27 protein-coding genes are annotated in these 26,483 nt (G+C 69.5%); 16 read left to right on the top strand and 11 right to left on the bottom strand.

The annotated features are described in order from the left end of the window. The first annotated feature begins 15 nt into the window (after positions 1–15). The 3 genes from wrbA (at position 16) to ACW5DW_RS13495 (ending at position 1,518) form a co-directional block, all read left to right on the top strand. Positions 16–606 (top strand): NAD(P)H:quinone oxidoreductase, encoded by a 591-nt coding sequence (gene wrbA / locus ACW5DW_RS13505; RefSeq protein WP_457019547.1) that lies wholly within the window; start codon positions 16–18, stop codon positions 604–606. Beyond that, complete coding sequence (locus ACW5DW_RS13500) at positions 606–950, top strand: DUF2069 domain-containing protein (protein ID WP_457019545.1); 345 nt, start codon at positions 606–608, stop codon at positions 948–950. Before wrbA ends, ACW5DW_RS13500 begins: the two co-directional genes overlap by 1 nt. Before the next feature lie 79 nt (positions 951–1,029). Then, positions 1,030–1,518, top strand: coding sequence for an asparaginase domain-containing protein (locus ACW5DW_RS13495; RefSeq protein WP_457019544.1), 489 nt, complete (start codon positions 1,030–1,032; stop codon positions 1,516–1,518). A gap of 15 nt (positions 1,519–1,533) precedes the next feature. On the opposite strand, the gene ACW5DW_RS13490 is transcribed toward ACW5DW_RS13495, so the two are convergent. The 4 genes from ACW5DW_RS13490 to sufT all read right to left on the bottom strand — a co-directional run bounded on the left by ACW5DW_RS13490 (position 1,534) and on the right by sufT (position 8,141). Then, positions 1,534–1,962 (bottom strand): hypothetical protein, encoded by a 429-nt coding sequence (locus tag ACW5DW_RS13490; protein WP_457019542.1) that lies wholly within the window; start codon positions 1,960–1,962, stop codon positions 1,534–1,536. 588 nt (positions 1,963–2,550) lie between these two features. After that, the gene (locus ACW5DW_RS13485; protein WP_457019540.1) at positions 2,551–4,749 is read right to left on the bottom strand and encodes a proprotein convertase P-domain-containing protein; all 2,199 of its coding nucleotides are present in this window, start codon (positions 4,747–4,749) and stop codon (positions 2,551–2,553) included. Between the two features lie 234 nt (positions 4,750–4,983). Continuing rightward, positions 4,984–7,335 carry a S8 family serine peptidase gene (locus tag ACW5DW_RS13480; protein ID WP_457019538.1) on the bottom strand — a complete coding sequence of 784 codons (2,352 nt, stop codon included), beginning with the start codon at positions 7,333–7,335 and terminating at the stop codon, positions 4,984–4,986. Positions 7,336–7,589: 254 nt separating this feature from the next. After that, positions 7,590–8,141, bottom strand: coding sequence for a putative Fe-S cluster assembly protein SufT (gene sufT, locus ACW5DW_RS13475; RefSeq protein ID WP_457019537.1), 552 nt, complete (start codon positions 8,139–8,141; stop codon positions 7,590–7,592). 125 nt (positions 8,142–8,266) lie between these two features. Between sufT and ACW5DW_RS13470 the strand changes: the two genes are divergently transcribed. After that, the gene (locus tag ACW5DW_RS13470; protein WP_457019535.1) at positions 8,267–8,650 is read left to right on the top strand and encodes a hypothetical protein; all 384 of its coding nucleotides are present in this window, start codon (positions 8,267–8,269) and stop codon (positions 8,648–8,650) included. A 6-nt stretch (positions 8,651–8,656) separates the two neighbouring features. Here the strand turns inward: ACW5DW_RS13470 and ACW5DW_RS13465 are convergent, their stop codons facing one another. Together ACW5DW_RS13465 and ACW5DW_RS13460 are read right to left on the bottom strand one after the other, a co-directional pair. Beyond that, positions 8,657–10,057 (bottom strand): NAD(P)(+) transhydrogenase (Re/Si-specific) subunit beta, encoded by a 1,401-nt coding sequence (locus ACW5DW_RS13465; protein WP_457019533.1) that lies wholly within the window; start codon positions 10,055–10,057, stop codon positions 8,657–8,659. Further along, positions 10,054–10,353 (bottom strand): NAD(P) transhydrogenase subunit alpha, encoded by a 300-nt coding sequence (locus ACW5DW_RS13460; protein WP_457019531.1) that lies wholly within the window; start codon positions 10,351–10,353, stop codon positions 10,054–10,056. Before ACW5DW_RS13460 ends, ACW5DW_RS13465 begins: the two co-directional genes overlap by 4 nt. Before the next feature lie 257 nt (positions 10,354–10,610). Here ACW5DW_RS13460 and ACW5DW_RS13455 point away from each other — a divergent pair, with 257 nt between their 5' ends. The 3 genes from ACW5DW_RS13455 to ACW5DW_RS13445 are packed head-to-tail and all read left to right on the top strand — an operon-like array spanning position 10,611 to position 11,937. Then, entirely contained in the window at positions 10,611–11,117 is a 507-nt protein-coding gene (locus ACW5DW_RS13455; RefSeq protein WP_457019590.1) for an RNA polymerase sigma factor, read from the top strand. Beyond that, a complete protein-coding gene (locus ACW5DW_RS13450) occupies positions 11,114–11,491 on the top strand; it encodes a hypothetical protein (protein ID WP_457019529.1) in 378 nt (125 codons plus the stop codon). The genes ACW5DW_RS13455 and ACW5DW_RS13450 overlap by 4 nt, the downstream gene beginning before the upstream one ends. Positions 11,492–11,496: 5 nt before the next feature. Next, the gene (locus tag ACW5DW_RS13445) at positions 11,497–11,937 is read left to right on the top strand and encodes a DUF3106 domain-containing protein (protein ID WP_457019528.1); all 441 of its coding nucleotides are present in this window, start codon (positions 11,497–11,499) and stop codon (positions 11,935–11,937) included. Positions 11,938–12,102: 165 nt separating this feature from the next. On the opposite strand, the gene ACW5DW_RS13440 is transcribed toward ACW5DW_RS13445, so the two are convergent. Both ACW5DW_RS13440 and ACW5DW_RS13435 read right to left on the bottom strand, forming a co-directional pair. Beyond that, positions 12,103–13,197 carry an NAD(P) transhydrogenase subunit alpha gene (locus tag ACW5DW_RS13440; protein ID WP_457019526.1) on the bottom strand — a complete coding sequence of 365 codons (1,095 nt, stop codon included), beginning with the start codon at positions 13,195–13,197 and terminating at the stop codon, positions 12,103–12,105. A gap of 119 nt (positions 13,198–13,316) precedes the next feature. Beyond that, the gene (locus ACW5DW_RS13435; protein WP_457019524.1) at positions 13,317–15,764 is read right to left on the bottom strand and encodes a DUF1631 family protein; all 2,448 of its coding nucleotides are present in this window, start codon (positions 15,762–15,764) and stop codon (positions 13,317–13,319) included. Positions 15,765–15,831: 67 nt separating this feature from the next. Here ACW5DW_RS13435 and ACW5DW_RS13430 point away from each other — a divergent pair, with 67 nt between their 5' ends. The 4 genes from ACW5DW_RS13430 to ACW5DW_RS13415 are packed head-to-tail and all read left to right on the top strand — an operon-like array spanning position 15,832 to position 18,737. Beyond that, positions 15,832–16,425 (top strand): nitroreductase family protein, encoded by a 594-nt coding sequence (locus ACW5DW_RS13430; protein WP_457019522.1) that lies wholly within the window; start codon positions 15,832–15,834, stop codon positions 16,423–16,425. Further along, positions 16,422–17,405: a 5'-3' exonuclease gene (locus tag ACW5DW_RS13425; protein ID WP_457019521.1), complete on the top strand. Its 984-nt coding sequence runs from the start codon at positions 16,422–16,424 to the stop codon at positions 17,403–17,405. The genes ACW5DW_RS13430 and ACW5DW_RS13425 overlap by 4 nt, the downstream gene beginning before the upstream one ends. Further along, positions 17,402–17,956 (top strand): NUDIX hydrolase, encoded by a 555-nt coding sequence (locus tag ACW5DW_RS13420; protein WP_457019519.1) that lies wholly within the window; start codon positions 17,402–17,404, stop codon positions 17,954–17,956. Before ACW5DW_RS13425 ends, ACW5DW_RS13420 begins: the two co-directional genes overlap by 4 nt. Continuing rightward, a complete protein-coding gene (locus tag ACW5DW_RS13415) occupies positions 17,937–18,737 on the top strand; it encodes an N-formylglutamate amidohydrolase (RefSeq protein ID WP_457019588.1) in 801 nt (266 codons plus the stop codon). The genes ACW5DW_RS13420 and ACW5DW_RS13415 overlap by 20 nt, the downstream gene beginning before the upstream one ends. A 22-nt stretch (positions 18,738–18,759) precedes the next feature. Here ACW5DW_RS13415 and pip read toward each other — a convergent pair whose 3' ends face one another. Continuing rightward, positions 18,760–19,701, bottom strand: a complete 942-nt coding sequence (gene pip / locus ACW5DW_RS13410; protein ID WP_457019518.1) for a prolyl aminopeptidase — start codon at positions 19,699–19,701, stop codon at positions 18,760–18,762. Between the two features lie 198 nt (positions 19,702–19,899). Then, the gene (gene prmC, locus ACW5DW_RS13405; RefSeq protein ID WP_457019517.1) at positions 19,900–20,760 is read right to left on the bottom strand and encodes a peptide chain release factor N(5)-glutamine methyltransferase; all 861 of its coding nucleotides are present in this window, start codon (positions 20,758–20,760) and stop codon (positions 19,900–19,902) included. Positions 20,761–21,163: 403 nt separating this feature from the next. Here prmC and ahpC point away from each other — a divergent pair, with 403 nt between their 5' ends. From ahpC to ACW5DW_RS13380, 5 genes are all read left to right on the top strand, one after another. Then, positions 21,164–21,727, top strand: coding sequence for an alkyl hydroperoxide reductase subunit C (gene ahpC, locus ACW5DW_RS13400; RefSeq protein WP_457019515.1), 564 nt, complete (start codon positions 21,164–21,166; stop codon positions 21,725–21,727). Between the two features lie 190 nt (positions 21,728–21,917). Further along, entirely contained in the window at positions 21,918–23,516 is a 1,599-nt protein-coding gene (ahpF, locus tag ACW5DW_RS13395; RefSeq protein ID WP_457019513.1) for an alkyl hydroperoxide reductase subunit F, read from the top strand. A 4-nt stretch (positions 23,517–23,520) separates the two neighbouring features. Beyond that, positions 23,521–24,474, top strand: a complete 954-nt coding sequence (locus ACW5DW_RS13390) for a LysR substrate-binding domain-containing protein (protein WP_457019511.1) — start codon at positions 23,521–23,523, stop codon at positions 24,472–24,474. A 145-nt stretch (positions 24,475–24,619) separates the two neighbouring features. Continuing rightward, the gene (rnk, locus tag ACW5DW_RS13385; protein ID WP_457019510.1) at positions 24,620–25,030 is read left to right on the top strand and encodes a nucleoside diphosphate kinase regulator; all 411 of its coding nucleotides are present in this window, start codon (positions 24,620–24,622) and stop codon (positions 25,028–25,030) included. A gap of 6 nt (positions 25,031–25,036) precedes the next feature. Continuing rightward, positions 25,037–25,684, top strand: coding sequence for a hypothetical protein (locus ACW5DW_RS13380; RefSeq protein WP_457019509.1), 648 nt, complete (start codon positions 25,037–25,039; stop codon positions 25,682–25,684). A 117-nt stretch (positions 25,685–25,801) separates the two neighbouring features. Here the strand turns inward: ACW5DW_RS13380 and msrA are convergent, their stop codons facing one another. Then, entirely contained in the window at positions 25,802–26,455 is a 654-nt protein-coding gene (gene msrA / locus ACW5DW_RS13375) for a peptide-methionine (S)-S-oxide reductase MsrA (RefSeq protein ID WP_457019507.1), read from the bottom strand. Positions 26,456–26,483 lie beyond the last annotated feature (28 nt).

Here is a 26,483-nt window from a genome sequence, read left to right as displayed (position 1 = left end):
CCCGCGGAGCTGCACATGCCCGACATCCTGGTGCTCTACTACAGCCGCAACGGCTCGGTCGCGCAGCTGGCGCGGCAGGTCGCGCGCGGGGTCGGCGAAGTGCCGGGCATGAATGCACGCCTGCGCACCGTCCCCCCGGTCGCCGCCGTGACCCGGACCGCCGAGCCGCCGGTGCCGGAAAGTGGCGCGCCCTACGTCGAAGCAGCCGACCTGGACGAGTGCGCCGGCCTGCTGCTCGGCAGCCCCACCCGCTTCGGCAACATGGCCGCGCCGCTCAAGCATTTCCTCGACGGGCTGGGCGCGCAGTGGGCCAGCGGCACCCTGGTCGGCAAGCCCGCGGGGGTGTTCACCTCGACCGCGTCGATGCACGGCGGGCAGGAATCCACCCTGCTGACCATGCTGGTGCCGTTGCTGCACCACGGCTGTGTGATCGCGGGGATTCCCTTCACCGAACACGCGCTCTCGAGTACCCGCAGCGGCGGGACGCCCTATGGTGCCAGCCACGTGGCGGGCCAATCGGACGACCCGACGCTGACCGACGAGGAAGCAACGCTGGCGCGTGCGCTGGGCCGGCGCGTGGCGATGCTGGCGGCGAGGCTGGCCTGATGGCCAGATCCACGCGCACGCCGCGGCGCATGCTGTCCGCGGTCCTCCTCGCGCAGGCCGCGCTGTACGTGGCGTGGTTCCATGACGACCGCAATGCGCTCGCCGCGATGCTTGTGTTCGTGCTGCCGGTGCTGCTGCTGCTCGCCGGTGCGCTGGCGGGCAGCGCCCGGGCCGCATTCTGGGCCGGCGTTCTGGGCCTGCTGCTGTTCTGCCACGGGGTGATGACGGCCTGGGCCGATCCGGCGCAGCGCTGGTTCGCCGTCGGCGGCATCGTACTGTCGGTACTGGCGGTGTTCGCATCGAGCTGGGACGGGCTGCGCGCACGCTTTGGCGGACGGGGATGAGCCGCGCCGACATGGCGTCGCGGCATCCGCGCTGACTGCATTTGAGCCCACGCGTCGACGCGCGGGCAGGAGTACGAAAATGGAAGAACTTCTGATCGTCACCACCGGTGGCACGATCGACAAGATCTACTTCGACGACAAGTCGGACTATCAGGTCGGAGACCCGCAGATCGCGCGCATCCTGGAAGAGCTGGGCGTGGCGTTCCGCTTCCGGGTGATCCCGATCCTGCGCAAGGATTCGCTGCACATCACCGAGGCCGATCGCGAACTCGTGCGCGACACGATTGCAGCGCAGCCGGCGCGCCACGTGCTGCTCACCCACGGCACCGACTCGATGGTCGAGACCGCGCGCGTGCTGGCCTCGATCGCCGACAAGACCATCGTACTCACCGGTGCACTCAATCCTGCCCGCTTCCGCGGATCGGACGCCGAGTTCAACGTCGGCACTGCCGTCGGCGCGGTGCAGTCGCTGCCCGCGGGCGTCTACATCGCGATGAACGGCCGCATCTGGAACCCGACCAAGGTGCGCAAGAACGTGGACGCCAACCGCTTCGAAGCGGCCGACTGACAGCGACGCGAAGCTTCAGTCGCCGTCGCGCATGCGCGCCTGCGGCATCGGCCCGATTCCCATCATCCGGTCGACCTCGATGTACTCGACGTCGGGGTCGCGGCGGAACGCTTGCATCAGCGCCGAGGCGGCCTCGCGATCGAGCGGCCGGTCCGCGGCAAACACGTCGGCCTCCACCGCCAGGCGTCTTTGCCAGCGCAGTACGGGCGTGGGCGACAGCTTCGCCTCCGCGGCCGTGCGCGCGAGGCGGTCCGGCACCTCGGCCTTGTCACGGGCCGGCGCGCTATCGTCGCGATAGCGGACGATGAAGCGCTGGAACGGGCCATCGCCCTGCAGTTCAAAGGGTGCCATCGCGTCCTCCCCGGTCGCCGTCGCACATGCTCCCACGAGCAACCAGGGCAGCAAAAGCAGCACGGCCAGCCGGTATTGCAGCGTGCTCGTCATCGCCTGGTTCCGCTCGTGGACATCTCGCGATCCTGGGCGGTGCCGGGTTTGCGGAGGGTGAATGATGCATCGCTCCCGGTCGCTCCCTGCCTTCGGCGAAAAGGCTGTTCTCTGGTTCGAGGGGAGAGTCTGGACAAGGTGGAATGGGTCGGATTCAGTCCTTACGGCGGGGGGGTCGTCCCGGGCCGGGGGTTGCTCTTCGGCTCGGTCAGCCATCCATGGCTGACTCGCCGCCGCAGCGCATCCATGCGCTGCTTTCCGCAACCCCCGGCCCGGAACGACCATGCCCAGTCACCGACGTCGCTTCGAAGAACTGACCATCGAAGCATCACAGCCAAAGCAGCGAGGAGCCACGTCCTGGCGGTCGGGGATCGCGGAAAGCAAAACATGGATGTTTTGCGCGCGAGTCAGGGCAGGATGCCCTGACCGAGCGAAAAGCGATCCCCGGCCGACAGGGCGTGGCGTCCATTCGAAGCCTGGCCTTCTTCAACTACGCCCAACCTCGCCTCAGCTGAGAGAAGAACCAAAAAAGACCCCGGCAAAAGCCGGGGTCCGGGGCAACTGTTGCCGTTGGGTGGCACGCATCGATCAGAAGGTGATGCTCCACTGGTTCAGCGTGCCGGTGTCGGCGCCGGCGTTGTCGGACACGTGCAGGCGCCAGCTGCCGTTCTTCGGCTCGCTCGACAGGTCGACCGTGTAGGTCGCGTTGATGTTGTCGGTGCTGCCGCCGGTGCGGTTGTGTAGCACGTAGGCCGAGCCGTCCGGCGCACGCAGGGTGACGATGAGATCACCGATCCAGGTGTGGGTGATGTTGACATGCACCTGGGTCTGCGTCGATGCGTTGCCGTTGGCGCCCGACACCGTGATCGGGCTCTCCACGCCCGCGCTGCTGTTGTCCGGGATCGGGAACGCGGTGTTGTTGCTGTAGGTCTCGCTCAGCCCGTGCGACGCGACCAGGCGCACGCCCGAGTACGCCGTCTCACCGCGCACCAGCACGTAGTAGATGCCCGGCTCCGGGTCGACGATGACGATCGTCTCGTTGTTGCCGGGACGGGTCGAGCGCCAGTCGTAGTCGGTGGTGGTCGGCACTTCCCCGTGGCTCACGTACAGCGAGACATTGCCGCTGCCGGTGTAGCTGCGGAAGCTGAGCGGGCCGGTGCCGTTCTCCGGCACTTCCAGCCGATACAGCGTGTCGCTGCCGGCTGCGCCCGAGACGATGCTCACCACGCCATTGACCAGGTCGGTCGCGTCGGGCGTGGCCTCCACGTCCACCGTCGCGGTGTGCGTATCGGTATTGGCGTCGCCATCGGTCACCGTCAGGGTCACCGTGTAGCTGCCGTCGGCGGCATAGGTGTGGACCGGGTTCTCGTCTGTCGAGCTGTTGCCGTCGCCGAAGTCCCACGCGTAGGTCAGCGTTGCGCCATCGTCGGCCGAGGTGTTGCTGAAGCTGACCATCAGCTCCTCGGCCGTCCACGTGAAGCCGGCGACCGGCAGGGTCGGGTCGGTCGGGGTCGAATCCAGGCCGTCGATGAACTCCGCGCCGGTGGTGGCCGGATCCAGCCAGTTGCTCAGGCGGGTGCTGTCGCTGCCGCCGCCGGTCCACGAGGTGAACACGCGGCCGTACCAGTCGGCGTGGTCGGTCGGGCCGGAGGTCGAGCACGAGGCGTAGCCGCCGTGCAGCTGGCCGATCACGCGGCCGTCGGGGCTGTACAGCGGCGAGCCGGACGAACCGCCTTCGGTCGTGCCCGGCTGGTTCCAGTACACGTACAGGTGGTTGCTGCCGGCGGCGCCGAGGTAGCCCTCGATGCGCAGCGGATTGCTCGAATGGGTGATGCGCTTCTCGGCCACGCGCGGATGGTGGATGCCGGTCGCGCCGGCGAAGGCGATGTCGCGGCGGTCCCAGCCCGACCAGTACAGGTTGAACTCCTCGTTGGCCGGGTCGTCCAGTTCGAGCAGGGTGAAGTCGGAGCCGGAGAAGCTCGCCAGCGGCGTCGCGCCGGTCTGGTTTTGCGCCAGGCTGCCATCGCCGTTCTGGCCGCTTTCCGCGCTGCCCGGGGTGCGGCAGTAGGAGTTCTGGTAGTTCCAGTACACCACGATGCTCGCGGCCGCGTCGGCCGTTCCCATGCTGCAGTGGTTCGCGGTCAGGAAGTACATGCTCTGGTCGTTGGCGGTGTTGTTGACCAGCGAGCCGGAGCAGTAGAACGTGCCGAAGCGCGAATACGCGCCGGCCGAGCGGATCTGCTCGCGCCAGCCGTCGCCGGCCGGGCACGCCACGTCGATGTTGCAGCTGCCGGACACGCCCTGCGGCTGCACCAGCCCGGTCCGAGCCAGCCGGTCGAAGCCGACGTAGTCATGGTTGACGCTGGTCAGGCGCAGCTTGAGTTCGCCCGCGCGCGCCTTGGGCACGGCCACCTCGATCACCGCATGGTCGCCCGGCACCACCGGCGTCCACAGCCGGCCATGGGCCTTGTTGTCGGCGCTGGTGAAACTGCGGATCAGCTCCGGGCTGGCGTTGCTGCGCAGGCCGGCCGGATAGACCAGCATGTGCCCGCCCTCGGGCATGTGGTACTGGCTGAAGCCGAAGTTGAGGGTCAGCGCGCCCTTCGACTGCACGCGCAGGCGCCAGACCAGCATCTCGCCGGCCTCGTCCCAGTCGCCGTCGGTGGCCGGTGTGATGTCGACTGCCAGCGGCGCGGCGAACCGCACCGGGGCCTCGGCGAGCTTGGCCGAGCGCCTCGCATCCTCCGCCCTGAGCCGTGCCACATCCACGCCGGGCATGCTCCGCATGTCCACGGTGTGCTCTGCCGGCAGCCTGTGACTGAACGCTGCGGGCCGTGCATCCCCGGTCGCGGCCTGCGCCGCTCCCGCTGCGAGCAAGCTCGCGATGATCCAACCGGTGAACCGTTTCATTCCATCGACTCCTCTTGCGGAGGGCTTCGCCCCGGATAAGAAAGACGGCACGCCGGTTGCCCGGCGTGCCGCCCTGTCACTTCGCCTTTCGGTAGTGCCTGCGCGCGCGCATCAAAATGTGATGCTCCAGCTGTTGATGTAGCCGGTGTCGGCGCCGGCGCGGTCGCTGGCGCGCAGGTTCCAGGTGCCGTTCAAGGGTTCGCTCGACAGGTTCAGCGTGTACGTCGAGTTGATGTTGTCGGCGCTGCCGCCGCTGCGGTTGCTGAGGTTGTAGACCGACCCGTCCGGCGCCACCAGGTCGACGACCAGGTCGCCGCGGTAGGTGTGCACGATGTTCACCGCCGCGGGCACGCTGCTGCCGGCGTTGCCGCTGCGTCCGGACACGGTGATCGGGCTGCGGATGCCGGTGGCGTTGTTGTCGGGGATGGCGTAGTCGGTGCCGTTGCTGTAGGTCTGGCTGCCGCCACCGCCGCCGCTGCCGTAGCTGGCCACCAGGCTCACGCCGGAGAACGTGCTGTAGGCGCGCAGCGAGACATGGTACGTCCCGGCCTGCGGCGTGGCGAAGCTGCAGGTTTCGGCATTGCCCGACTGGTACGGGCGGCAGTTGTAGGCGCTGGTCGTGGGCTGGCTGCCGGAGCGCACGTACAGGTCGGCATCGCCGCTGCCACCCGAGGCGGCGACGGTGAGGTTCGACGCACCGGCCGGGACGTTGATCGTGTAGTGCAGCCAGTTGCCGCTGCTGGCCGACAGTCCGGTCACGGGTACGCCGTTCTGCAGCACGCTGCCGCCGCCCCCGCCGCTGCTCACCGTCACCGACTGGGTGCGGGTATTGCTCGCCGCGTCGTCGTCGGTCACGGTCAGCGACACGCTGTAGGTGCCGGCCGCCGCGTAGGTCTTGCCTGGGTTGGTGGCGGTCGAGCTGGTGCCATCGCCGAAGTTCCAGCTGCGCGAGGCGATCGAACCGTCGCTGTCGGTGGAGGTGTCGGTGAACTGGACGCTGAGGCCGTTGACCGTCGAGGTGAAGCCCGCAGTCGGCGGCGTGTTGCCGGGCGTACCGCCCATCACCGCCGTCACTGCCGCGTTCGCGTCGATGATGCCCGCGCCGATTGGCTGGCTCGGCGTCGACGGGAACGCACGCGCGGTCTGCTTGATGATTGTTTCGATCTCCGCCGGCGTCTTCGGCGAGGGCGCTGCGGCCTGCATCAGCGCCACCACGCCAGCCACGTGCGGCGTCGCCATCGATGTGCCGCTGTTGTTGGCATACGAAGGCGTGGAGCCGGAACGGTAGGTCGACAGGATGCTGGTGCCGGGCGCGGCGATGTCGATCAGCGCGCCGTAGTTGGACGCCTGTCCACTGGTCCAGATCGAGCGCGCGCCGTTCTGGTCGTTGGCCGCCACCGAGAGGATGCTGTTGCAATTGGCCGGAGACGCGCCGGAGACGTTGACGTTGCTGTTGCCTGCGGCGATGACCACCGTGCTGCCGCGCGAGACCGCGCTGTTGATCGCGTTCTGGTAGGTGGCGCTGCACGAGCCGCTGCCGCCCAGGCTGAGGTTGATCACCTCGGCGGGATTGGCATTGGCCGGCACGCCGGACACGCTGCCGCCCGAGGCCCAGACCAGCGCATCCACGATGTCCGAAGTATTGCCGTAGCCGCTGTTGCCAAGCACGCGCAGGTGCAGCAGCTTCGCGTTGGGCGCGGTGCCGGCCACGCCGGTGCTGTTGTTGGTCACCGCCGCCACCGTGCCGGCCACGTGCGTGCCGTGCAGCACGCCGGACGCGTCGGTCGGGTCCGGGTCGCGGCCATTGCCGTCACCCGAGCCTGCATTGCCGGAGCTGGTCGAGCTGACGAAGTCATAGCCGCCGACCGAGTTCGCGTCCAGGTCGGGGTGGGCGATGATGCCGCTGTCGACGATCGCCACCACCACGCCGGCGCCGGTGGACTTGTCCCACGCAGCCGGCCCACGGATGCCGCCGGCGCTGCTGTGGAAGCCCCACTGCTCGGCGTAGCGCGGATCGTTGGGCGTCATCAGCGCACGCATGAGCTGGTCGACCTCGACGTACTCGACGTTCGGGTCGGCCGCGAGCTGCCGCATCAGGATCTCGGCGTCGGCCCGGTCGAGCTTGCGGTTGACGCGGACCACGTCGGCGCCGACCGCCAGCCGCCGCTCATGCGCCACGCGCAGCGCGCCGGCGCGCACGCCCTGCCGCTGCAGGCTGGACGAGATGCCGACCAGCGAAGCGGCGGCGTTGTCGAGGCCACGGCTGCGCAGCGCCGCATCGGCGTGTTCGGGCGCCCCGGCGCGGTACTTGACGATGAACTGGTCGAACGCGACGTCCGACTGCAGGCCCTCGAGATTGGCCTGGCCGGCGGACGCCGGTGCCATCGCGAGGGCGGACAGGGCGACGGCGGTCGCGGCCGCGAGCGCATGCAGGCGGATCTGCCGCCTGGAAGAGTGATTCATCTGGATGACCCCCGGAAACGGAGCAAGCCGCCTGTGCGGCGAAATGCCGGCGGGCACGGGACCAGATAGATGGACGATGCGTGGAACATCCCTGTGTCTCTCGCGTCAGTCGGACGTGTGCGGACTGACAAAATCGTCCGCAAACTGACGCTACACGACAGCTGAACCGTGCCGCAACGGGATGACGAGAATCAGTTGCATGTGAAATCGAGACTACCGTCACGAATCCAAAATGTCGTGCGCTGTCTGCTGCCCTACAGCATCCCGGTTTCGAGGCGCGCGGCTTCCGACATCATCGAACGGTTCCACGGCGGATCGAACACCAGCTCGACATCGGCCTCTTCGACCGTGGGGATCAGCTCGAGCTTGCTGCGCACGTCCTCGACCAGGATGTCGCCCATGCCGCAGCCGGGTGCGGTCAGGGTCATGCGTACGTCCACGGCCCGCCGCTCGTCTCCCAGCGGGCGCACCTGGGCTTCGTACACCAGGCCCAGGTCGACCACGTTGATCGGGATTTCCGGGTCGAAGCAGGTGCGCAGCTGCTTCCACACCAGTTGCTCGACCGCGGCATCGTCGGCGCCCTCCGGCAGCGCCAGTGGCTCGGGCGGCTCCTTGCCGATGGCGTCGCCGTCCCTGCCCGCGATCCGGAACAGGTTGCCCTCCACGAATACCGTCCAGCTGCCGCCCAGCGCCTGGGTGATGTAGCCGACGCTGCCCGCGGGCAGGGTCACCTCGTCGCCCTGCGGGACAAGGACGGCATCGCAATCGCGCTCGAAGCGCACGGGTTCACTGCTGCGGGAATACATGTTGGGAAGATGGGGCCGCCGGCCCGAAGTGCAATGCGCCATTGTACCGCCGCGCGCCCGGTATCCTGTGCGACCGTCCGCAACGCAGCCTCCCGATGCCGCCATCGCGCCGTCCTGTTTCCCCCGTGTTGGCCGCAGCAGTGTTGACCCTGGCGAGCCTCGGCGTGGCCGCGGTCTGGGTGCTGCTGTCGATGCGCCTGGATAGCCAGTGCAGCTGGATGGCGGTGGTCGCCGCGGCCGACGCCGCCCTGGTGGTGCGACTGCTGCGGATGCGTCCGGGCACACTGCGCATGCTGCTGGGCGTGCTGGCGACGCTGGTGGCGATCCTCGCGGCGAACTGGCTGATCGTGGCGAGCTGGCTGGGCCGGCACATGGGCCTGCTGCCGTGGGAATCGATGGTCAAGCTGGGCCCGGGGTTCGGCACGCTGCTGGTGCGCCTGTCCAACAGCCCCGCCGACCTGGCCTGGATGGCGGCGGCCCTCGTGGTGGCCGCCGTTGCCTCGCGCTGATGCGGCTCAGTGCCCGCTGTCGAGCGCCTTGAGTTCGCTCACCAGCGCGCTGGCCATCTCCGCGCCGTCGCCGTAGAGCATGCGCGTGTTGTCGGCATAGAACAGCGCGTTCTCGATGCCGGCAAATCCCGTGCCCTTGCCGCGCTTGATGACGATGGTGTTCTTCGAGTTCACCACGTCCAGGATCGGCATGCCGTAGATCGGACTGGCCGGATCGGTCTTGGCCACCGGATTGACCACGTCGTTGGCGCCGATCACCAGCGCAACGTCGGTGTTGGCGAACTCGGGGTTGATGTCGTCCATGTCGGCGATCAGGTCGTAGGGCACGCCGGCCTCGGCCAGCAGCACGTTCATGTGCCCGGGCATGCGCCCGGCGACCGGATGGATGGCGAATTTCACCTTGACCCCGCGCTCGGTCAGCCGCTGGGTCAGCTCCCAGATCTTGTGCTGCGCCTGGGCCACGGCCATGCCGTAGCCGGGCACGATCACCACGCGCTCGGCGTAGGCCATCATCGCCGCGACGTCGCCGGCCTCGATCGGCTTCTGCGCGCCCTCGATCGCCTGCGCCTCGCCGCCGCCGCCGCCGAAGTTGGAGAACAGCACGCTCTTGATCGAGCGGTTCATCGCCTTGGCCATCAGTCGCGTCAGCAGGATGCCGGCCGCGCCGACCATCATGCCGGCGATGATCAGTGCCTCGTTGCCGAGCACATAGCCCTCGAAGGCCACCGCCAGGCCGGTCATCGCGTTGTACAGCGAGATCACGACCGGCATGTCGGCGCCACCGATGGGCAGCGTCATCAGCACGCCCAGCGCGAGCGCCGCAACGAAGAACGCCACGATCCAAGGCACGCCCAGCGACCAGATCACCAGCCCGCCCAGCACCACCGTGCCCAGCGCCACCAGCGCGTTGAAGGCCTGCATGCCGGGGAAGGAGTAGCGTTTGTCCATGCGCCCGTCGAGCTTGGCCCAGGCGATGATCGAACCCGACAGCGCCACCGAGCCGATCAGCGCACCGAGCACCGCCAGCGTCAGCGGCACCGGCCCGCTGGCCTGGCCGAGCGCCGACCAGCGCAACAGCTCGACCGCGCCGATGGCCGCGGCCGAGCCGCCGCCCAGGCCGTTGTACAGCGCCACCATCTGCGGCATGTCGGTGATCGCCACCCGCTTGCCCGACACCCAGGCCAGTGTGGTACCGATCGCGAGCGCGGCGAGGATCAGCGGAATGTTGTGCAGGTCGGGCAGGAAGAAGGTGGCGACGGTGGCGATCACCATGCCCAGGCCAGCCCAGCGGATGCCGCTGCGCGCGGTCATCGGCGAAGCCATGCGCTGCAGGCCAAGCAGGAACAGGGTGGCCGCGACCAGGTAGCTGGTCTTGACCACGAGGTCGAGGATGTCCGCGCCGCTCATGCCTTCGACCCCGGCTTCCTGGACGACTTGAACATGTCCAGCATGCGCTCGGTAACCACGTAGCCGCCGGCCGCGTTGCCCGCGCCCATCAGCACGGCGATGAAGCCGATCGCCTTCTCCAGCGTGGTGTCGGCGTGGCCCAGCACCACCATCGCGCCGATCAGCACGATGCCGTGGATGAAGTTGCTGCCCGACATCAACGGCGTGTGCAGGATCACCGGCACCCGCGAGATGATCACGTGGCCGGCGATCGCCGCCAGCATGAAGATGTACAAGGCCACGAACCCGTCGATCATCCCGTCCCCCGGAACCGCTGCGTGAGGTCAGCATCATAACCGCGGCTGAACCCGGCGGGCGGCGGTCAACCGGACCGCGCCTTGCGCGTTGTCATCCCCGACCCTTCGGGAGTTCCGGCTGCAACCAGATGAGCGATGGCGGATACGACATGAGGCGGAACGCGACGGCGCAGGCCGCGCCCGCGGATGCGGCAGCGGTTAGGCTGGACGGCGTGGACAGCCCAGCACCCGCCGCCGCACCTCCGCCCGCGGTCGCCATGACGCTCGAGGCGTTCCTTGCCGGCGTTTCGACCCGTGCCTTCCGCTTCGCCGAGCTGGGTCTGCGCCACCGCGAGGATGCGCTGGATGCCGTGCAGGACGCGATGGCGAAGATGCTGGGCTATCGCGACCGCAGCCCGGCGGAGTGGACACCGCTGTTCTGGTCGGTGCTGCGCAGCCGGATCATCGACGTGCAGCGCAGGCGCACGTTCCGGCTGAAATGGCTGACCGATGCGCGTGACCCGGATGGCGGCGAGATCGACTGGGCCGATGAATCAACGCCCGACCCGTCCCGCGCCCACGACGGCCGCGAAGCCTGGGGCCAGCTGTCGTCCGCACTGCGCGGCCTGCCGACGCGCCAGCGCGAGGCGTTCACGCTGCGGGTGCTGGAGGAGCTGGACGTCGAGGCGACCGCAAAAGTGATGGGCTGCAGCGCCGGATCGGTGAAAACCCACCTGTTCCGCGCCCGCGAGGCCCTGCAGAAACAACTGGAGGATTTCCGATGAACACCCCCGACCCGGGCCACGACCGTTTCGACCAGGCCGCACGTGCCGCGCATGCCGATGCGCTGGCCCATGTGTCCGCCGCAACCATGGCCCAGCTGCATCGCCGTCGCCATGCCGCGCTGGCATCGACGCCGGCGCGCGGATGGCGCTGGCCGCTGCCGGCGGCGGCGTTCGCTTCGCTGCTGGTGGTCGCGGTCGGACTCGGCTTCGGCCTGCGCATGGCCGACGAGGCACCACCGATCCCCGCCGCGCCGGCACTCGCCGCGGCCGGCGCGGAGCCCGGCATCGAGGCCGTGCTCGACGACCTTGCCCAGAACCCCGACTTCTACGTCTGGCTCGCCTCGGGCGATGCCGACCTGATCGCGATGGAGTAAGACGAATGTCGCCCCGTACCCGCCTGCTTGCCCTGCTCCTTGCCCTGGCCCTCTTTGCGGCCGTTGCACAGGCCCAGTCCACCGCCCCTGCACCGCTGCCGGCCTGGGATCAGCTCAGCAGCGAACAGCGTGAACTGCTGCTCGCGCCCGTGCGCGAACGCTGGAACCGCAGCGAACCCGGAAAGCGCACGCACATGCTCGAGCACGCGCGCCGCTGGCAGTCGATGACTCCGGAACAGCGCGAGCACGCGCGGCACGGCATGAAGCGCTGGCGCGACCTTCCGCCGGAAAAGCGCGAGCAGGCTCGCGCCCTGTTCGAACACACCCGCGAGATGCCCGAAGCCGAACGCAAGGCAATGATCCAGCGCTGGAAGGCGATGACGCCAGACCAGCGCAAGGAGTGGGTGGACGCGCATCCGCCGCAGGCGCTGGAACGCCCGAGGTAGTCCTGCCGCAGTCCTTCGGCCCGTCGATCATGGTGCGGCGCGCCGGCCGCAGTGTCGCGAGTCAGACGGCGTTGTCGCCAGGGTCGGCCAGAGATTTCTCCCTTCGGTCGAAATGACAGATTTCGGTCAAATGACTGGCTCCGTTCGAAACGCCAGACGCCGGCCTCAGTCCGTCCCGCTCCGCTCCGGCCACACCGTCCTGGCCAGCAGTTCGTCGTCCCAGTCGAAGGCGACCGCGCCGTCCTTGAGCAGCAGCGACACGAAGTTGTAGAGGTTGCGCGCATACATCTCGCTGGCGTGCAGCGCACCCTGGCTGGCGAGGTCGAGCGGACCGGCGATGGTCACGCCGCCGCTTTCGATCGTCTTGCCAGGAACGGTCAGCTCGCAGTTGCCGCCGGTCTCGGCAGCGAGGTCGACGATCACGCTGCCGGGCTTCATGCCGGCCACCATCGCCGCGGTGATGATCTTCGGCGCCGGGCGACCCGGCACGGCCGCGGTGCAGACGATCACGTCGATGCCCTTGAGGTGTTCGGCCAGCCGCTGCTGCTGCAGCGCGCGCTCCTCTTCGGTGAGCTGGCGGGCGTAGCCGCCCTCGCCTGCGGCGCTGACGCCGAGATCGAGGAACTTGCCGCCCAGCGATTCGATCTGCTCGCGCGTCTCCGGACGCACGTCGAAGCACTCGACCTGCGCGCCCAGCCGCTTCGCTGTCGCCACCGCCTGCAGGCCCGCGACGCCGGCGCCGATGATGAGCACCTTGGAGGGCCGGATGGTCCCGGCCGCGGTGGTGAGCATCGGGAAGTAGCGCGGCACCAGCTGCGCCGCGATCAGCACCGCCTTGTAGCCGGCGATACCGGCCTGGGAGCTGAGGATGTCCATGGCTTGCGCGCGCGTGGTGCGCGGCAGTCGCTCGAGCGGGAAGGCGAGCACGCCGGCCGTGCGGATGGCTTCGGCACGCGCTTCGTCGGCCTGCGGCTGCAGCGCGCCGACCAGCACCGCCCCGCGCTGCATCCGCGCGATCGCCGCGGGCGGCGGCGGCTGCACGCACAGCACGATGTCGGCCTCTTCGAAGCCGTCGCCATCGACGAGCGCCGCGCCTGCATCGGCATAGGCCTGGTCGGGGAAGTGCGCCAGCGCGCCCAGGCCCTGCTGCACGCGCACCGTGGCACCGGCGCCCACCAGCTTCTTCGTCGTTTCGGGGGTCAGCGCCACACGCCGTTCGCCAGGCGCGCTTTCGCGCGCGACCGCAATGATCACCGCCATGCATCCATCCCCTGCGAAAGTCGCGCCATCGTAGCGAATCGACACCGCGGGCGCGATGTGCGCGCGCCGCCTGGCGCGCGACAGGGAGGACAGTTCGCCCAGGCGCGACGCCCGGCTGCTCAGCCGTGCCTGCGTTCCTGCTTCACGGCGGATACCTCGTCGGAGGCGACGTTGATCCGCTGCCACAGCTGCTTCATCGCCTCGTCGAACGGAGAATCCACCGAGCGGACCTGGGCGCGGCCTTCGGCCACCATCACCGCGAGCTCCTCCGGCGAGACCACCGTCTTGCGCAGGCCGCGGCGGTTGACGATCAGGAAGCGGCCGGTCAGCGGGCTGATCCAGGCCACGCGCCCGGCGCTGTCCTGGCCTTCCTCGTCGACCAGGCGCAGGCCTTGGCCCACGCGCAGGCGACGCATGCGCGTGGCGATGCCCGGGTCGAACTCGATCTGGGCGCTGCCGCCGGCCACGCGCAGCACGCCGTCGGCCTCGCCCGCCACGTCCTCGAGCTGGGGCTGGTGCACGGTGCGAGACGTGTCGGGCAGCGCAAGCGCCGAGATGATGCGGGCCATCGCGTCGCTGGCGGCGCCCGCCTCCATGCCGCAGCTGGTGTAGCACTCGCCCAGCGGCACCTGCAGCGCCAGCAACTGCCGGGCGACGACCGCGCCGCGCACTTCCGCCGCGTCGGCGTCCACCTGCACCATCGCGTCGCCGAGGTTGACGGCGGCCAGGTGGCGCTGGGAATCGGCGCCGTCGCGCAGCCAGGTCTGGGTGAGGTGGTGGCGCCAGTGGCGGTCGAGGAAATGCGCGACCGCCGCGGTCAACGGCCGACCGGACAGGCGCGAGGCGACCAGATCGGCCGCACTGCGCCGCGCCTGCTGCAGGCGCTCGCGGCCGTGGATGGCCTCGGCGGCGCGCTTTTCGGTCAGTTCGGCGCGGCGCCGCTGCTGGTCGAGGTGGTCGCGCAGTTCGGCAGCAGCCAGTTCGAAGATCGCCTGGTCGTCCTGGTATTCCTCGACCACCCGGTCGACCGCGTGCCCGGCCTGGTTGAGCGTCTCCTGGTCCTGCGGGGTCCTGCCGGCGTTGCCGTCGCAGGCCTCGGTGACCGCATCCAGCAGGCGCCGCGCGGGATGGCTGCGGCGGTTGAACAGCGAATCGTCGGTGAGCGCCACCTTCAGATACGGCACCACCAGCTTGCCGTAGAGCTGGCGCGCGTCGCCGACCAGGTCGTTGGCGTCGAACAGCGACTGGAACAGGATCCCGATCAGGTCGATCGCGTCCTCCTCGTCGCCGCTGAAATGCGTATTGGCCGGATCGAAGCCGATCTGGCGCACGCCGTCGAGCAGCGAATGGCGGATCACGTCGGCCAGGCGCCGTGTGTCCTCGCCGGCCAGGACCTTCTCGAACGGCGCCGGATCATCGCCCTGCAGCAGCGAGGCGAGGCTGACCAGCTCATGGGTGTCCAGTACGTGGCCGCCCGATCGGGACGTGTCCACTGGATCGTCCGGCAGTCCGGAACGCCCCTGCATGCGCGGCCCGACGTCAGGCGCTGGCGCGCGTGCACGCCAGGCGCGCAACTGGTCGCGCACCAGGTCGCGGTAGCGCAGGGGGCGGCCGCTGGCCAGCGCCTCGGCGACAACCTGCTCGCGCACGCGGCTGGTCGCCGCGCTCTCGCCACCATGGTCGGCAGCCGGGGAGTCCGCCCACGCGCCGGAGAAAGCCGCCGCGCCGGGATGATCGGCATGGAAGTCGCCTGCCGCCTGCGCGGCGGTCGCGCCGGACGCGAAGGCTGCCCCGGCGTGCGGCACCACCCCGCCGTCCGGGACCCATTCGCCGGATTCGCCGGACCCGGCCGTGCTGGCCGGAGCCTGCGACGTAGCCGACGCGGGCGCACCGCGTTGCCGGCGGACCGGCGCGCCGGCGCTGAATGCGGCGGCGTCCAGGACCGCGTTGGCCTTGTCGTACAGCTCGCCCAGCACCTTGGGCAGGCGCTTGTCGAACTGCTGGAACACCATCGAGCGCAGCCCGGCGGTGAGGTCATCGGGTTCGAACAGCGCCACGAACGCAGTCACCGCCACTTCCGGACGCATCGGGTTCGGGCGGCGGCGGCGAACGCCCAGCGCCTCGGACAGCTGGCCCAGGCGTTCGTCGAGCTGGGCCAGCGGGTGCAGGAACTGGTGGTCGAGCAGTTCGGCGATCTGTTGCCCGGCCAGGTGGATCTCCAACTCCGACTCGGACATCAGCGTCAGCGAGCGCTCCCGCTGCGGCGTGTCGTCCGGATCCTGCCAGCGCGCGAACTCTTTTTCGATCGATTCGCGGAACCGCGTTGCGAGTTCCAGCGCGCGATGGCTGAGCGCCATGACCGAGACCCGGTCTTCCTGCGCGGCGACGTAGTCGTGCCCGGCCAGCGCGGCCAGTCGCACCTGCTCCTCGATCGAGCTCCAGAACCCGGACAGGACCCCGCCCAGTTCGGTCATGGCGTCGTGCTTCAGCGTCTCCAAAACGCGAGCAGGGGCGCGCGCGGGACCTGCCCGGCTGGCTGACTGACCTGTCGGAACGGAACGAGGCATGATCTAGGGGACAATACTGCAGAGTTGAATCGCCATCACATCATTCAGTTTTAACCGGCCAGAGTCTGTGACTGCCTCCGCAAATAGCTCCCCCACCGGCCCGATCCCGCTGGATCAGCGCCGCTCCGTCCCGGCCCGCCAGCTCAGTGAGCCTGGACCCGACGACGCCACCCTGCTGCGCATGCTGCGTTCGGCGGTGCGCGTGCCCGACCACGGCAAGCGCGTGCCGTTCCGCTTCCTGCGCATCGCCGGTGGCGCACGGCAGCGCCTGGGCGAGGCGCTGGCGCAGATGACGCTGGAGCGCGATCCCGACGCTGCGGAAGCGGCGCTGGACAAGGACCGCCAGCGTTTCAGCCACGCGCCGCTGGTGATCGCCGTGGTCACGGTGCAGGACCCGGAGGACCGGCAGATCCCGCCGCAGGAACGGCTGCTGACCGCGGGCTGCGCTTGCTTCGCCCTGCTGCAGGCCGCGCAGTCGCTGGGCTTCGGCGCCTGCTGGCTGACCGGCTGGCCGGCCTATGACGCGGAGGTTGGCGCGCTGCTGGGCCTGGGCGCGGACGAGAGCGTGGCTGGTTTCATCCATATCGGCACGCCACTGCTGGAGGCGCCCGAACGCGGCCGCCCCGATCCGGCCGCGCTGCTCACCGATTTCACGCCATGAACGTTCCCGCAGACAACCTGAAGCCGGGAACGCCGGTCTATCTGGTCGACGCCAGCCTGTACGTGTTCCGCGCATGGCATTCGATGCCCGACCAGTTCCACGATGCCGACGGCCGGCCCAGCAACGCCGTGCACGGTTTCGCGCGCTTCCTGCTGGAGCTGCTCGAGCGCGAGCGCCCGCGGCATATCGCCGTGGCCTTCGACGAGGCGCTCGACAGTTGCTTCCGCAACGCCCTGTATCCGGCCTACAAGGCCAATCGCCCGCCCGCGCCGGACGAGCTGCGCCACCAGTTCACCCACTGCAAGGCGCTGGCCGACGCGCTTGGCCTGAACGTGCTCGCCCACGGCGAATACGAGGCCGACGACCTGATCGGCAGCGCGCTGCACCACGCGCGTGCGCAGGGACATCGCGGGGTGATCGTCTCTGCCGACAAGGACCTGTCGCAGTTGCTCGACGCACACGACGAGCAGTGGGACTTCGCCCGCGGCCAGCGCTGGGGCGCGGCCGGGGTGAAGGCGCGCCAAGGTGTCGAGGCGCGACAGGTCGCCGACTACCTGGGGCTGTGCGGGGACGCGGTGGACAACATCCCGGGCGTGCCGGGCATCGGTGCAAAGACCGCAGCGGTGCTGCTGGCGCATTTCGGCACGCTCGATGCGCTGCTTGCACGTATCGACGAGGTCCAGTTCCTGCGCTTTCGCGGTGCCGCGCAGGCGGCGGTGCGCTTGCGCCAGCATCGCGAGCAGGCGCTGTTGTGCCGGCGCCTGGCGACCATCGCCTGCGACGCGCCGGTGGGCGATGCGGCGCCGGCGTTCGCGCGCGCGGCCGCCGACGGCGCAGCGGTCGCCGCGCTGTGCGAACGGCTGCGGTTCGGCCCGCTCACGCGCCGGCGGCTATACGCCGCGGCGGGGCTGGAGTACCAGCCGCCGCAGGCCGACGCCGATCCGATGGATGCGGCCATCGCAGGTACCATGCCGGCATGAACACGCCTGCGCAGGACGCCGAGCTGCTGTACGAAGGCCAATGGCTGCGGCTGGTACGCCGCGGCCACTGGGAATCATGCGAGCGCACCCACGGCCGCGACGGCCTGGCGGTGCTGGTGATCGCGGTGACGCCGGACGACGAGGTGCTGTTCGTCGACCAGTACCGCGTGCCGCTGGGCGCACGCACCATCGAGATGCCGGCCGGCCTGGTCGGCGACGACCACAGCCACGACACGCTTGAATCCGCTGCGCGGCGTGAGCTGATCGAGGAAACCGGCTGGGAGGCCGGGCGCGTGGACGTGCTGCTGGTCGGGCCGACCTCGTCTGGCATGAGCAACGAGCGCATTGCGTTTGCCCGCGCGCTCGACCTGCGCAAGGTCGGCGAAGGTGGCGGCGTGGGCGACGAGGACATCATCGTCCACGCCGTGCCGCGGACGCAGGCACCGGCCTGGCTGATGCGCAAGCATGCCGAAGGCTACGAACTCGACCTCAAGCTTTGGGCCGGACTGTGGATGATCGACCATGAGCCCGATGGCTCGCCGCGCCGCTGAGCCCGTGCGCGCACCCTCCCTGCTGGCCGCAGGCGATCCGCCACCGGTGCAGGTGTTGCGCGCGGGCGCCAGTTCGCCCTGGCTGCTGATCTCCGACCACGCGGGCCAGGCGGTTCCGGCGAAGCTCGACCGGCTCGGCCTGCCGCAGCACGAGCTCGACCGCCACATCGGCTGGGACATCGGCATCGCCGGCGTCACCACAGGCCTGGCCGAACGCCTGGATGCCTGCGCGATCCTGCAGGCGTATTCGCGCCTGGTGATCGACTGCAACCGCCCGCTCGACGCGCCGGGCTCGATCGTGGCCCGCAGCGACGGCACCGATGTCCCGGGCAATGCCGCGCTGGATGCCGATGCACGCGACAGCCGCATCGGCGAGATCTTCGCGCCCTACCACGCGCGCATCGAGGCCGAGCTCGATCGGCGTGCGCACGCCGGCCAGCCGACGATCCTGGTCGCGATGCACAGCTTCACCCCGGAGATGTCCGGGATCGCGCGGCCGTGGCACGCGGGCGTGCTGTACCAGCGCGACGCGCGGTTGGCGCACGCGCTGCGCGACATGCTGCGCGAGGAAGGCGACCTGGTAGTCGGCGACAACGAACCCTATGCCGTCAGCGACGCCACCGACTACGCGATTCCAGTCCACGCCGAACGGCGCGGCCTGCCGCACGTTGAGCTTGAAATCCGCCAGGATCTGATCGCCGATGCGGCCGGACAGCAGGCCTGGGCCGAGCGGCTGGCGCGCCTGTTCGGCGCGCTGCAGGAGCGGTTCGCCGCGCGCTGAGCACCAACGCCGGTGGCGCGCCTCAGGCGAAGCCGTCGGTCGCGCGCACCAGCGCGTCGATGTTTTCCGCCTCGAAGGCCGAGTGACCCGACGCGGCTGTGATCACCAGTTCGGCCTTGGGCCAGACCTTGTGCAGGTCCCAGGCGTTCTGCACCGGGCAGACCACGTCGTAGCGGCCATGCACGATCACGCCGGGGATGCCGGCGATGCGGTAGGCATCGCGCAGAAGTTGGTCGTCGACCTCGAAGAAGCCCTTGTTGGTGAAGTAGTGGTTCTCGATGCACGCGAACGCGAGCGCGAACTGCGCGTCCTCGTGGCCGCTGACGAAATCCTGGTCGACGTGCAGGAACGAGGTCGCGCCTTCCCACACGCTCCATGCGCGCGCGGCGGCCAGGCGCGTGGCTTCGTCATCCGAGGTCAGGCGACGATGGAAGGCACCGACGAGGTCGTCGCGCTCGTCTTCCGGGATCGCGGCGATGTAGTGGTCCCAGGCCTCGGGGAACAGGCGCGAGGCGCCCTCCTGGTAGAACCACTGCAGCTCCCAGTGGCGCAGCATGAAGATGCCGCGCAGCACCAGTTCGGTCACGCGCAGGCAGTGCGCCTGGGCGTATGCCAGCGCGAGCGTGGACCCCCAGGAGCCGCCGAACACCTGCCAACGTTCGATGCCCAGGTGCTCACGCAGCGCCTCGATGTCGGCGACCAGGTGCCAGGTGGTGTTGTCGACCAGGTCTGCATGCGGCCTCGAGCGGCCCGAGCCGCGCTGGTCGAACAGCACGATGCGGTACTTCGACGGGTCGTGGAAGCGGCGCATCTTCGCGTTGCAGCCGCCGCCGGGGCCGCCGTGCAACAGCACTACCGGCTTGCCCTTCGGGTTGCCGCACTGCTCGAAGTACAGCGTGTGGCGGTCGTCGACCTGCAGGCTGCCGGTGTCGTACGGCGCGATTTCGGGGTAAAGCGTGCGCATGCGGCGCCTCCGGTAAAGAGTCGTGCCAGTCTAGTGGGGCCGTCGCATGGGTGCGACACCGTGATCTGGACGACACCGTCTCATTCCGGGCCAACGCCGGGTCCGATCCGCATCGGGCAGAGTTCTAGCTGCGGTCCAGATGACAGCACGCCGCCTCGGCCTCGCGTTGGGCCTGAAGCCTTCCTCCGGACCAGACCGTCATCCCCGCAGTCCAGCAGAGCGCCCGAGGCTCACCCGGTCGCGCTCCTCGAGGTCGCGGTGCGTGGAGACCTCGGACAACCCGGCCGCCTCCAGCAGCTCCCGCACCGCGGCGCCCTGGGTCCAGCCGTGTTCGAGCAGCAGCCAGCCGCCGGGCAGCAGGTGCGCTGCTGCGCCGGCGACGATGGTGCGGATGGCATCGAGGCCATCCGCTCCGGAGGCCAGTGCGCCCGGTGGCTCGTAGCGCAGGTCGCCCTGCACCAGGTGCGGATCGTCCGCGGCGATATAGGGCGGGTTGCTGGCGATCAGGTCGAAGCGGAGGCCCGGCAGCGCGTCGAACCAGTCGCCGCGACGGAACTCCAAGTTGCCCAGCCCGAGCCGGCCCGCGTTGGCACGTGCCACCCCGAGCGCGCCGGGGCTGGCGTCGGTGGCCAACACCCGTGCGCGCGGGCGCTCGCTGGCCAGGGCCAGCGCGATCGCGCCGCTGCCGGTGCCAAGGTCGGCGATGTGCAGCTCGCGATCGCGCGGCAGGCGCGCCAGGGCCAGTTCGACCAGCAGTTCCGTTTCCGGCCGCGGGATCAACGTATCGGGCGTGACCGCCAGGTCCAGCGTCCAGAATCCTCGCTGCCCGCATAGATAGGCCACCGGCTCTCCGCCTTCGCGACGGGCCAGCAAGACCTCGAACCTGGCCTCTGCCCCGGCCTCGATGGCATCGCTGTCGTGGGCAAACAGCCAGCCGCGGGACTGGCCCAGCACGTGGGCCAGCAGCAGCCCGGCCTCGTCAGGAGCGATCCGCCCGCGGGCGGAGTCGAGGAGGCTGCGGACGGTGGGTACGGGTCGAGGATCGGTCATCGCGGGCATCGTAGCGGCTGCACCTCCGCAGCCCGCCGCCGCGGGACCAAAAATGAAGGCGGCCGAGGCCGCCTTCAAAGATTCCGTATGCGTGTGGGAGGGAGGAACGGATACGGAACTCGACAGGACCAGCGCCATTGCGACGCCAGGTCCGATGCCCGGCCCTGCCCCGCGGTTCGAACTTTCGACTGCCGCGGACTGCAGTGCGTGATCGAAATATGCTGCACTGCAAAACCGGATGCAAGCGTTTCCGCAGTGCAAACAGGTGGAAATTCCGCCTAGTTTGATAGATAATAACTATCGTTTCGATTAATCCAATCGATTTTACATATCGATAGCCCGTGCCTATGATTCTTCCGTCGACCCGCCTACGGGTCGGATCAAGCCAGTCCTGCCAACCACAGAGGTGTCCATGTCCCTGATCAATACCGAAATCCAGCCGTTCAAGGCCTCCGCCTACCAGAACGGTGAGTTTATCGAAGTCACCGACGCGAGCCTGAAGGGCAAGTGGTCGGTCCTGATCTTCATGCCGGCTGCCTTCACCTTCAACTGCCCGACCGAGGTCGAGGACGCCGCCAACAGCTACGCCGAGTTCCAGAAGGCCGGTGCCGAGGTCTACATCGTCACCACCGACACGCACTTCTCGCACAAGGTGTGGCACGAGACCTCGCCCGCGGTGGGCAAGGCCCAGTTCCCGCTGGTCGGAGACCCGACCCACAAGCTGACCCGCGCCTTCGGCGTGCACATCGAGGAAGAAGGCCTGGCCCTGCGCGGCACCTTCGTGATCAACCCCGAAGGCGTGATCAAGACCGCTGAGATCCACGACAACGCGATCGCCCGCGACGTCTCCGAGACCTTGCGCAAGCTCAAGGCCGCGCAGTTCGTCGCCGCGCATCCCAACGAGGTCTGCCCGGCCAAGTGGAAGGAAGGCGAGAAGACGCTCAAGCCGTCGCTCGACCTGGTCGGCAAGATCTGACCACGCAGCGCGTGATCGCCTGAGTCACTGCTCCACGCTCCACCCCGCCCCGTGCCGCTTGTGCGGCGCGGGAGCGGATCGGAGCCGATGCCGGCCAGCCAGCGGGTGGAAGTCCTCCCTCCCCTCCCCTCCGCAAGCCAGCCGGCGTCGGTTCCGATCCGCTTCCGCATTGCCTCCCCCAGGAGTTTCCGTGCTCGACAACGACCTCAAGGCCCAGCTCAAGGCCTATCTCGAACGGCTGCAGCGCCCCGTCGCGATCATCGCCTCGGTTGACGATGGCGACAGCTCGAAGGAAATGCTGGAGCTGCTGGAAGACATCCGCAGCCAGTCCGACATGGTCACCGTGGAGGTGCGCCACGACGATGCGCATCGCAAGCCGTCGTTCGCGCTGACCTCCCCGGGCCACGACATCTCGTTGCGCTTCGCCGGCCTGCCGATGGGCCACGAGTTCACCTCGCTGGTGCTGGCGCTGCTGCAGGTGGGCGGGCATCCGTCCAAGGCCGCGGCCGAGCTGCTCGAGCAGGTGCGCGGGCTGGAAGGCGAGTTCCGCTTCGAAACCTATTACTCGCTGAGCTGCCAGAACTGCCCGGACGTGGTGCAGGCGCTGAACCTCGCCGCGGTGCTGAACCCCGGCATCTCGCATGTCGCGATCGACGGCGCGCTGTTCCAGGACGAAGTCGAGGCGCGCCAGGTGATGTCGGTGCCGACCATCTTCCTCAACGGCGAAGTCTTCGACCAGGGCCGCATGAGCCTGGAGCAGATCGTCGCGCGCCTGGACACCGGCGCCGCGAAGCGCGAGGCGGCGAAGATCGCGGGCAAGGATCCGTTCGACGTGCTGGTCGTCGGTGGCGGTCCTGCAGGTGCCGCCGCCGCGGTGTACGCCGCGCGCAAGGGCATCCGCACCGGCGTGGCGGCCGAGCGCTTTGGTGGCCAGGTGCTCGACACCATGTCGATCGAGAACTTCATCTCGGTGCCGCACACCGAGGGCCCGAAACTGGCCGCGCAGCTCGAGCAGCACGTGCGCGACTACGACGTGGACGTGATGAACCTGCAGCGCGCGACGCAGCTGGTGCCGGCCGGTGCCGATGGCCTGGTCGAGCTGAAGCTCGAAAGCGGCGCCTCGCTGAAGTCGAAGACCGTCATCCTGTCGACCGGCGCGCGCTGGCGGCAGATGGGCGTGCCCGGCGAGGACCAGTACCGCAACAAGGGCGTGGCCTACTGCCCGCACTGCGACGGCCCGCTGTTCAAGGGCAAGCGCGTGGCGGTGGTCGGCGGCGGCAACTCCGGCGTCGAAGCGGCCATCGACCTGGCCGGCATCGTCGCCCACGTCACCCTGATCGAGTTCGATTCGGAGCTGCGCGCCGACGAAGTGCTGCAGCGCAAGCTGCGCAGCCTGGACAACGTGCGCATCATCATCAGCGCGCAGACCACCGAAGTGCTGGGCGACGGCAGCAGGGTGACCGCCCTGGTGTACCGCGACCGCAGCGGCGGCGATGTGCACCGGATCGAACTGGAGGGCGTGTTCGTGCAGATCGGCCTGTTGCCCAACACCGAATGGCTCAAGGGCACGATTGGCCTGTCGCCGCGCGGCGAGATCCTCGTCGACGACCGTGGCCAGACCAACGTGCCGGGCGTGTTCGCCGCCGGCGACTGCACCACCGTGCCGTACAAGCAGATCGTGATCGCGATGGGCGAGGGTTCGAAGGCGGCGCTGGCCGCGTTCGACCACCTGATCCGGGCTTCGGCGCCGGCGCCGGCGCCAGCTGCGCTCGAAGCCCATACGGCCTGACCGGGTGAACCTGCGCGACCTCAAGTACCTGATTGCGGTCGCCGACCATCGCCACTTCGGCCGCGCCGCCGCGGCCAGTTTCGTCAGCCAGCCCACGCTTTCGACCCAGGTGCGCAAGCTCGAGGACGAGCTGGGCGTGTCGCTGATCGAGCGCGCGCCGCGCAAGGTGATGCTCACCCCGATCGGCGTGGAGATGGTCGAGCGTGCGCGCCGGGTCGTGTCCGAGATCGAACAGATGAAGGAGGCCGCGCGGCGCAGCCAGCGGCCCGAGGCCGGCGTGGTGCGGCTGGGCATCTTCCCCACGTTGGGCCCGTACCTGCTGCCGCACGTCATTCCGCCAATCCGCGAGCGCTATCCCGACCTGCAGCTGCTGCTGGTGGAGGAAAAGAGCGACGAATTGCTGGCGCGCCTGCGCGACGGACGCCTGGACGCGGCGATCCTGGCGCTACCGGTGCACGACGACCAGCTGCACCACGAATTCCTGTTCGAGGAGCCGTTCCTGCTGGCGGTGCCGGAAAGCCATCGCCTCGCTGCGCAGGCCACGCTGGGCATCGACGAACTCGCCAGCGAGGACCTGCTGCTGCTCGAGGACGGCCACTGCCTGCGCCGGCAGACGCTGGACGTCTGCCACCTTGCGGGCGCCCAAGAGAAGAGCGAGTTCCGCGCCACCAGCCTGGAGACGCTGCGGCAGATGGTCGCGGCGAACGTCGGCATCACCCTGCTGCCGGCGCTGGCCGTGCAGCCGCCGGTGGCGCAGCCGCGCCATATCCGCCTGCTGCCGTTCACCGGCGCGCAGCCCAGCCGCCAGATCGCCATGTTCTGGCGGCGCAGTTCGGCCATGTCCGGGTTCCTGGCCGGGCTGGCGACCGTGTTCCGCGCCCTGCCGCCCTCCCTGCGCGCCCCGCCGGACCCCGACACCGGGCGGGCAGCGACGCCACCGCCTCCCGATATGCTCTGAAGGCCCGGCCCGCCCACTTGATGCGGGCCGCCGGGAGCGCTACGTTAGCGGCACCACGAGCGGGCGACGCGCTGGACGCGCCGTCCGTTTTTCTTTGGGCCTCGGCATTCGCCGCCGCCCCGACCTGCCATGGAGCAAGACCGAGATGACCCCCCAATCCAGCGGCGGCCTGCCGCCCCCGATCGTCGTCTCACGCCGCGACGCGGCGCGGCTGGACGCCCTGCTTGATTCGCCGCGCTGGCAGAACGACGCGACCGCCGCGGCGCTGATGGGCGAGTTGACCCGTGCCGAGGTCGTCGACAACGACGCCATGCCCACCGACGTGGTCGGCATGCATTCGCGGGTCGAGTGCGTGGACGAGAACAGCGGCGAGAAGCACACGCTGACCCTGGTGTTCCCGCACGAGGCCGACGCCGGCGCCGGGCGGATCTCGATCATGGCCCCCGTGGGCTCTGCCCTGCTTGGCCTGTCGGTCGGGCAGTCGATCGACTGGAGCACGCCGCAGGGCCGTCCGCTGAAGCTGCGCGTCACCGACGTGCACCCCGCCGCCGCCTGATCCCGCGTGTCGCTGCGCACGCTGGCGCTTGCCGGCCTGCTGCTTGGGGGCCTGGGCTGGTGGTATTCGCCCTGGTCCCCGCGCACGCCGGACGCGCCAGCACCTGCCGTCGGCACGACGCAGCGGTGTCCAACGCCCGCCGGCACGCCGCCCTCCGATGGCGCACAACAGACCGAAGTCCCGCCGGGGCTGGCGCCATTCAGCCTGGAAGCCGGGACGCTGGTGCCGCTGGCGGGCTTTCGCATCGATGCGCGCGTGCTGTCGCGCGAGGACTACATGCTGGGCCGCGAGGCCCACTTCTCACCGACCGACCTCGCCCTGGGCTGGCAGCGCATGCGCGAGGATGCGGTGCTGGCGCACCTCGAGGTCGCCCAGTCGGCGCGCTGGTACCGCTACCGCTGGCGGGACGCACCGCCGCTGCCACCGCGCGAGATCATCCGCAGCAGCGCCAACATGCACATGATCCCGTCCAGCCCCGAGGTGGCACGTGCGCTGCGCGCCGTGCGCAGGGACGACCGCATCCGGATCGACGGCTGGCTGGTGCAGGCCGAAGCGCCTGACGGCTGGCGCTGGCGCAGCTCGCTGACCCGCGAAGACACCGGCAACGGCGCCTGCGAACTGGTCTACGTCTGCGCGATCCACGCCACGCCATAGGCGCAGCGCCAGCCGCGAACAGGTCCTGTTCCGCTCGAATACGCCTCTGCAGGAGCGGCTTCAGCCGCGACAGATGCTCAAGGCCCGACCAAGCCCCCCGCCTCGCTCCCGCCTCGACTAGCCGGCAATCCCGACCGCGCAACTCACCCCCGTCCCACCCAGTCCGCAATACCCCCCCGGATTCTTCGACAGGTACTGCTGGTGTTCGTCCTCGGCGTAGTAGAAGGCCGGACCCGGGAACACGATGTCGGTGGTGATCTCGCCATAGCCCGCGTCCCGCAGGCGGTGCTGGAAGTCGTCGCGGCTGCGCAGCGCCTCCGCGTACTGGGCTTCGGTCCGGCAGTGGATCGCGGAGCGGTACTGGCTGCCGAGGTCGTTGCCCTGGCGCATGCCCTGGGTGGGATCGTGGCTCTCCCAGAAGGTCTGCAGCAGGGTCGCAAACGGCAGCTTCGCCTCGTCGTGGACCACCAGCACCACTTCGGCGTGGCCGGTCTGGCCGGAACACGCTTCACGATAGGTCGGGTTCGGCGTCTGTCCCCCGGCATAGCCGGCCGCCGTCGAGTACACGCCCGGCAGCGACCAGAACTTGCGCTCCGCCCCCCAGAAGCAGCCCATGCCGAACTGCACCTGGGCGAGCCCGTCGAAGGTTTCGCGCAGCGGCGTGCCGAGCACGTGGTGGCGGTTCTCGCGCAGCGGCATGGCCGTGGACCGCCCCGGCAGTGCCTCGCCGGGCTGGGGCAGGTGTTGTTTCCAGGCTCCGATTCCAGTCATTGCCGCAACTCCGATGGGGGCCTGGGAA

The sequence above is a fragment of the Luteimonas sp. A482 genome (assembly GCF_054072655.1).
The sequence above is the reverse complement of the archived record's forward strand: the minus strand, read 5'-3'. Positions and strand labels throughout refer to the sequence as shown.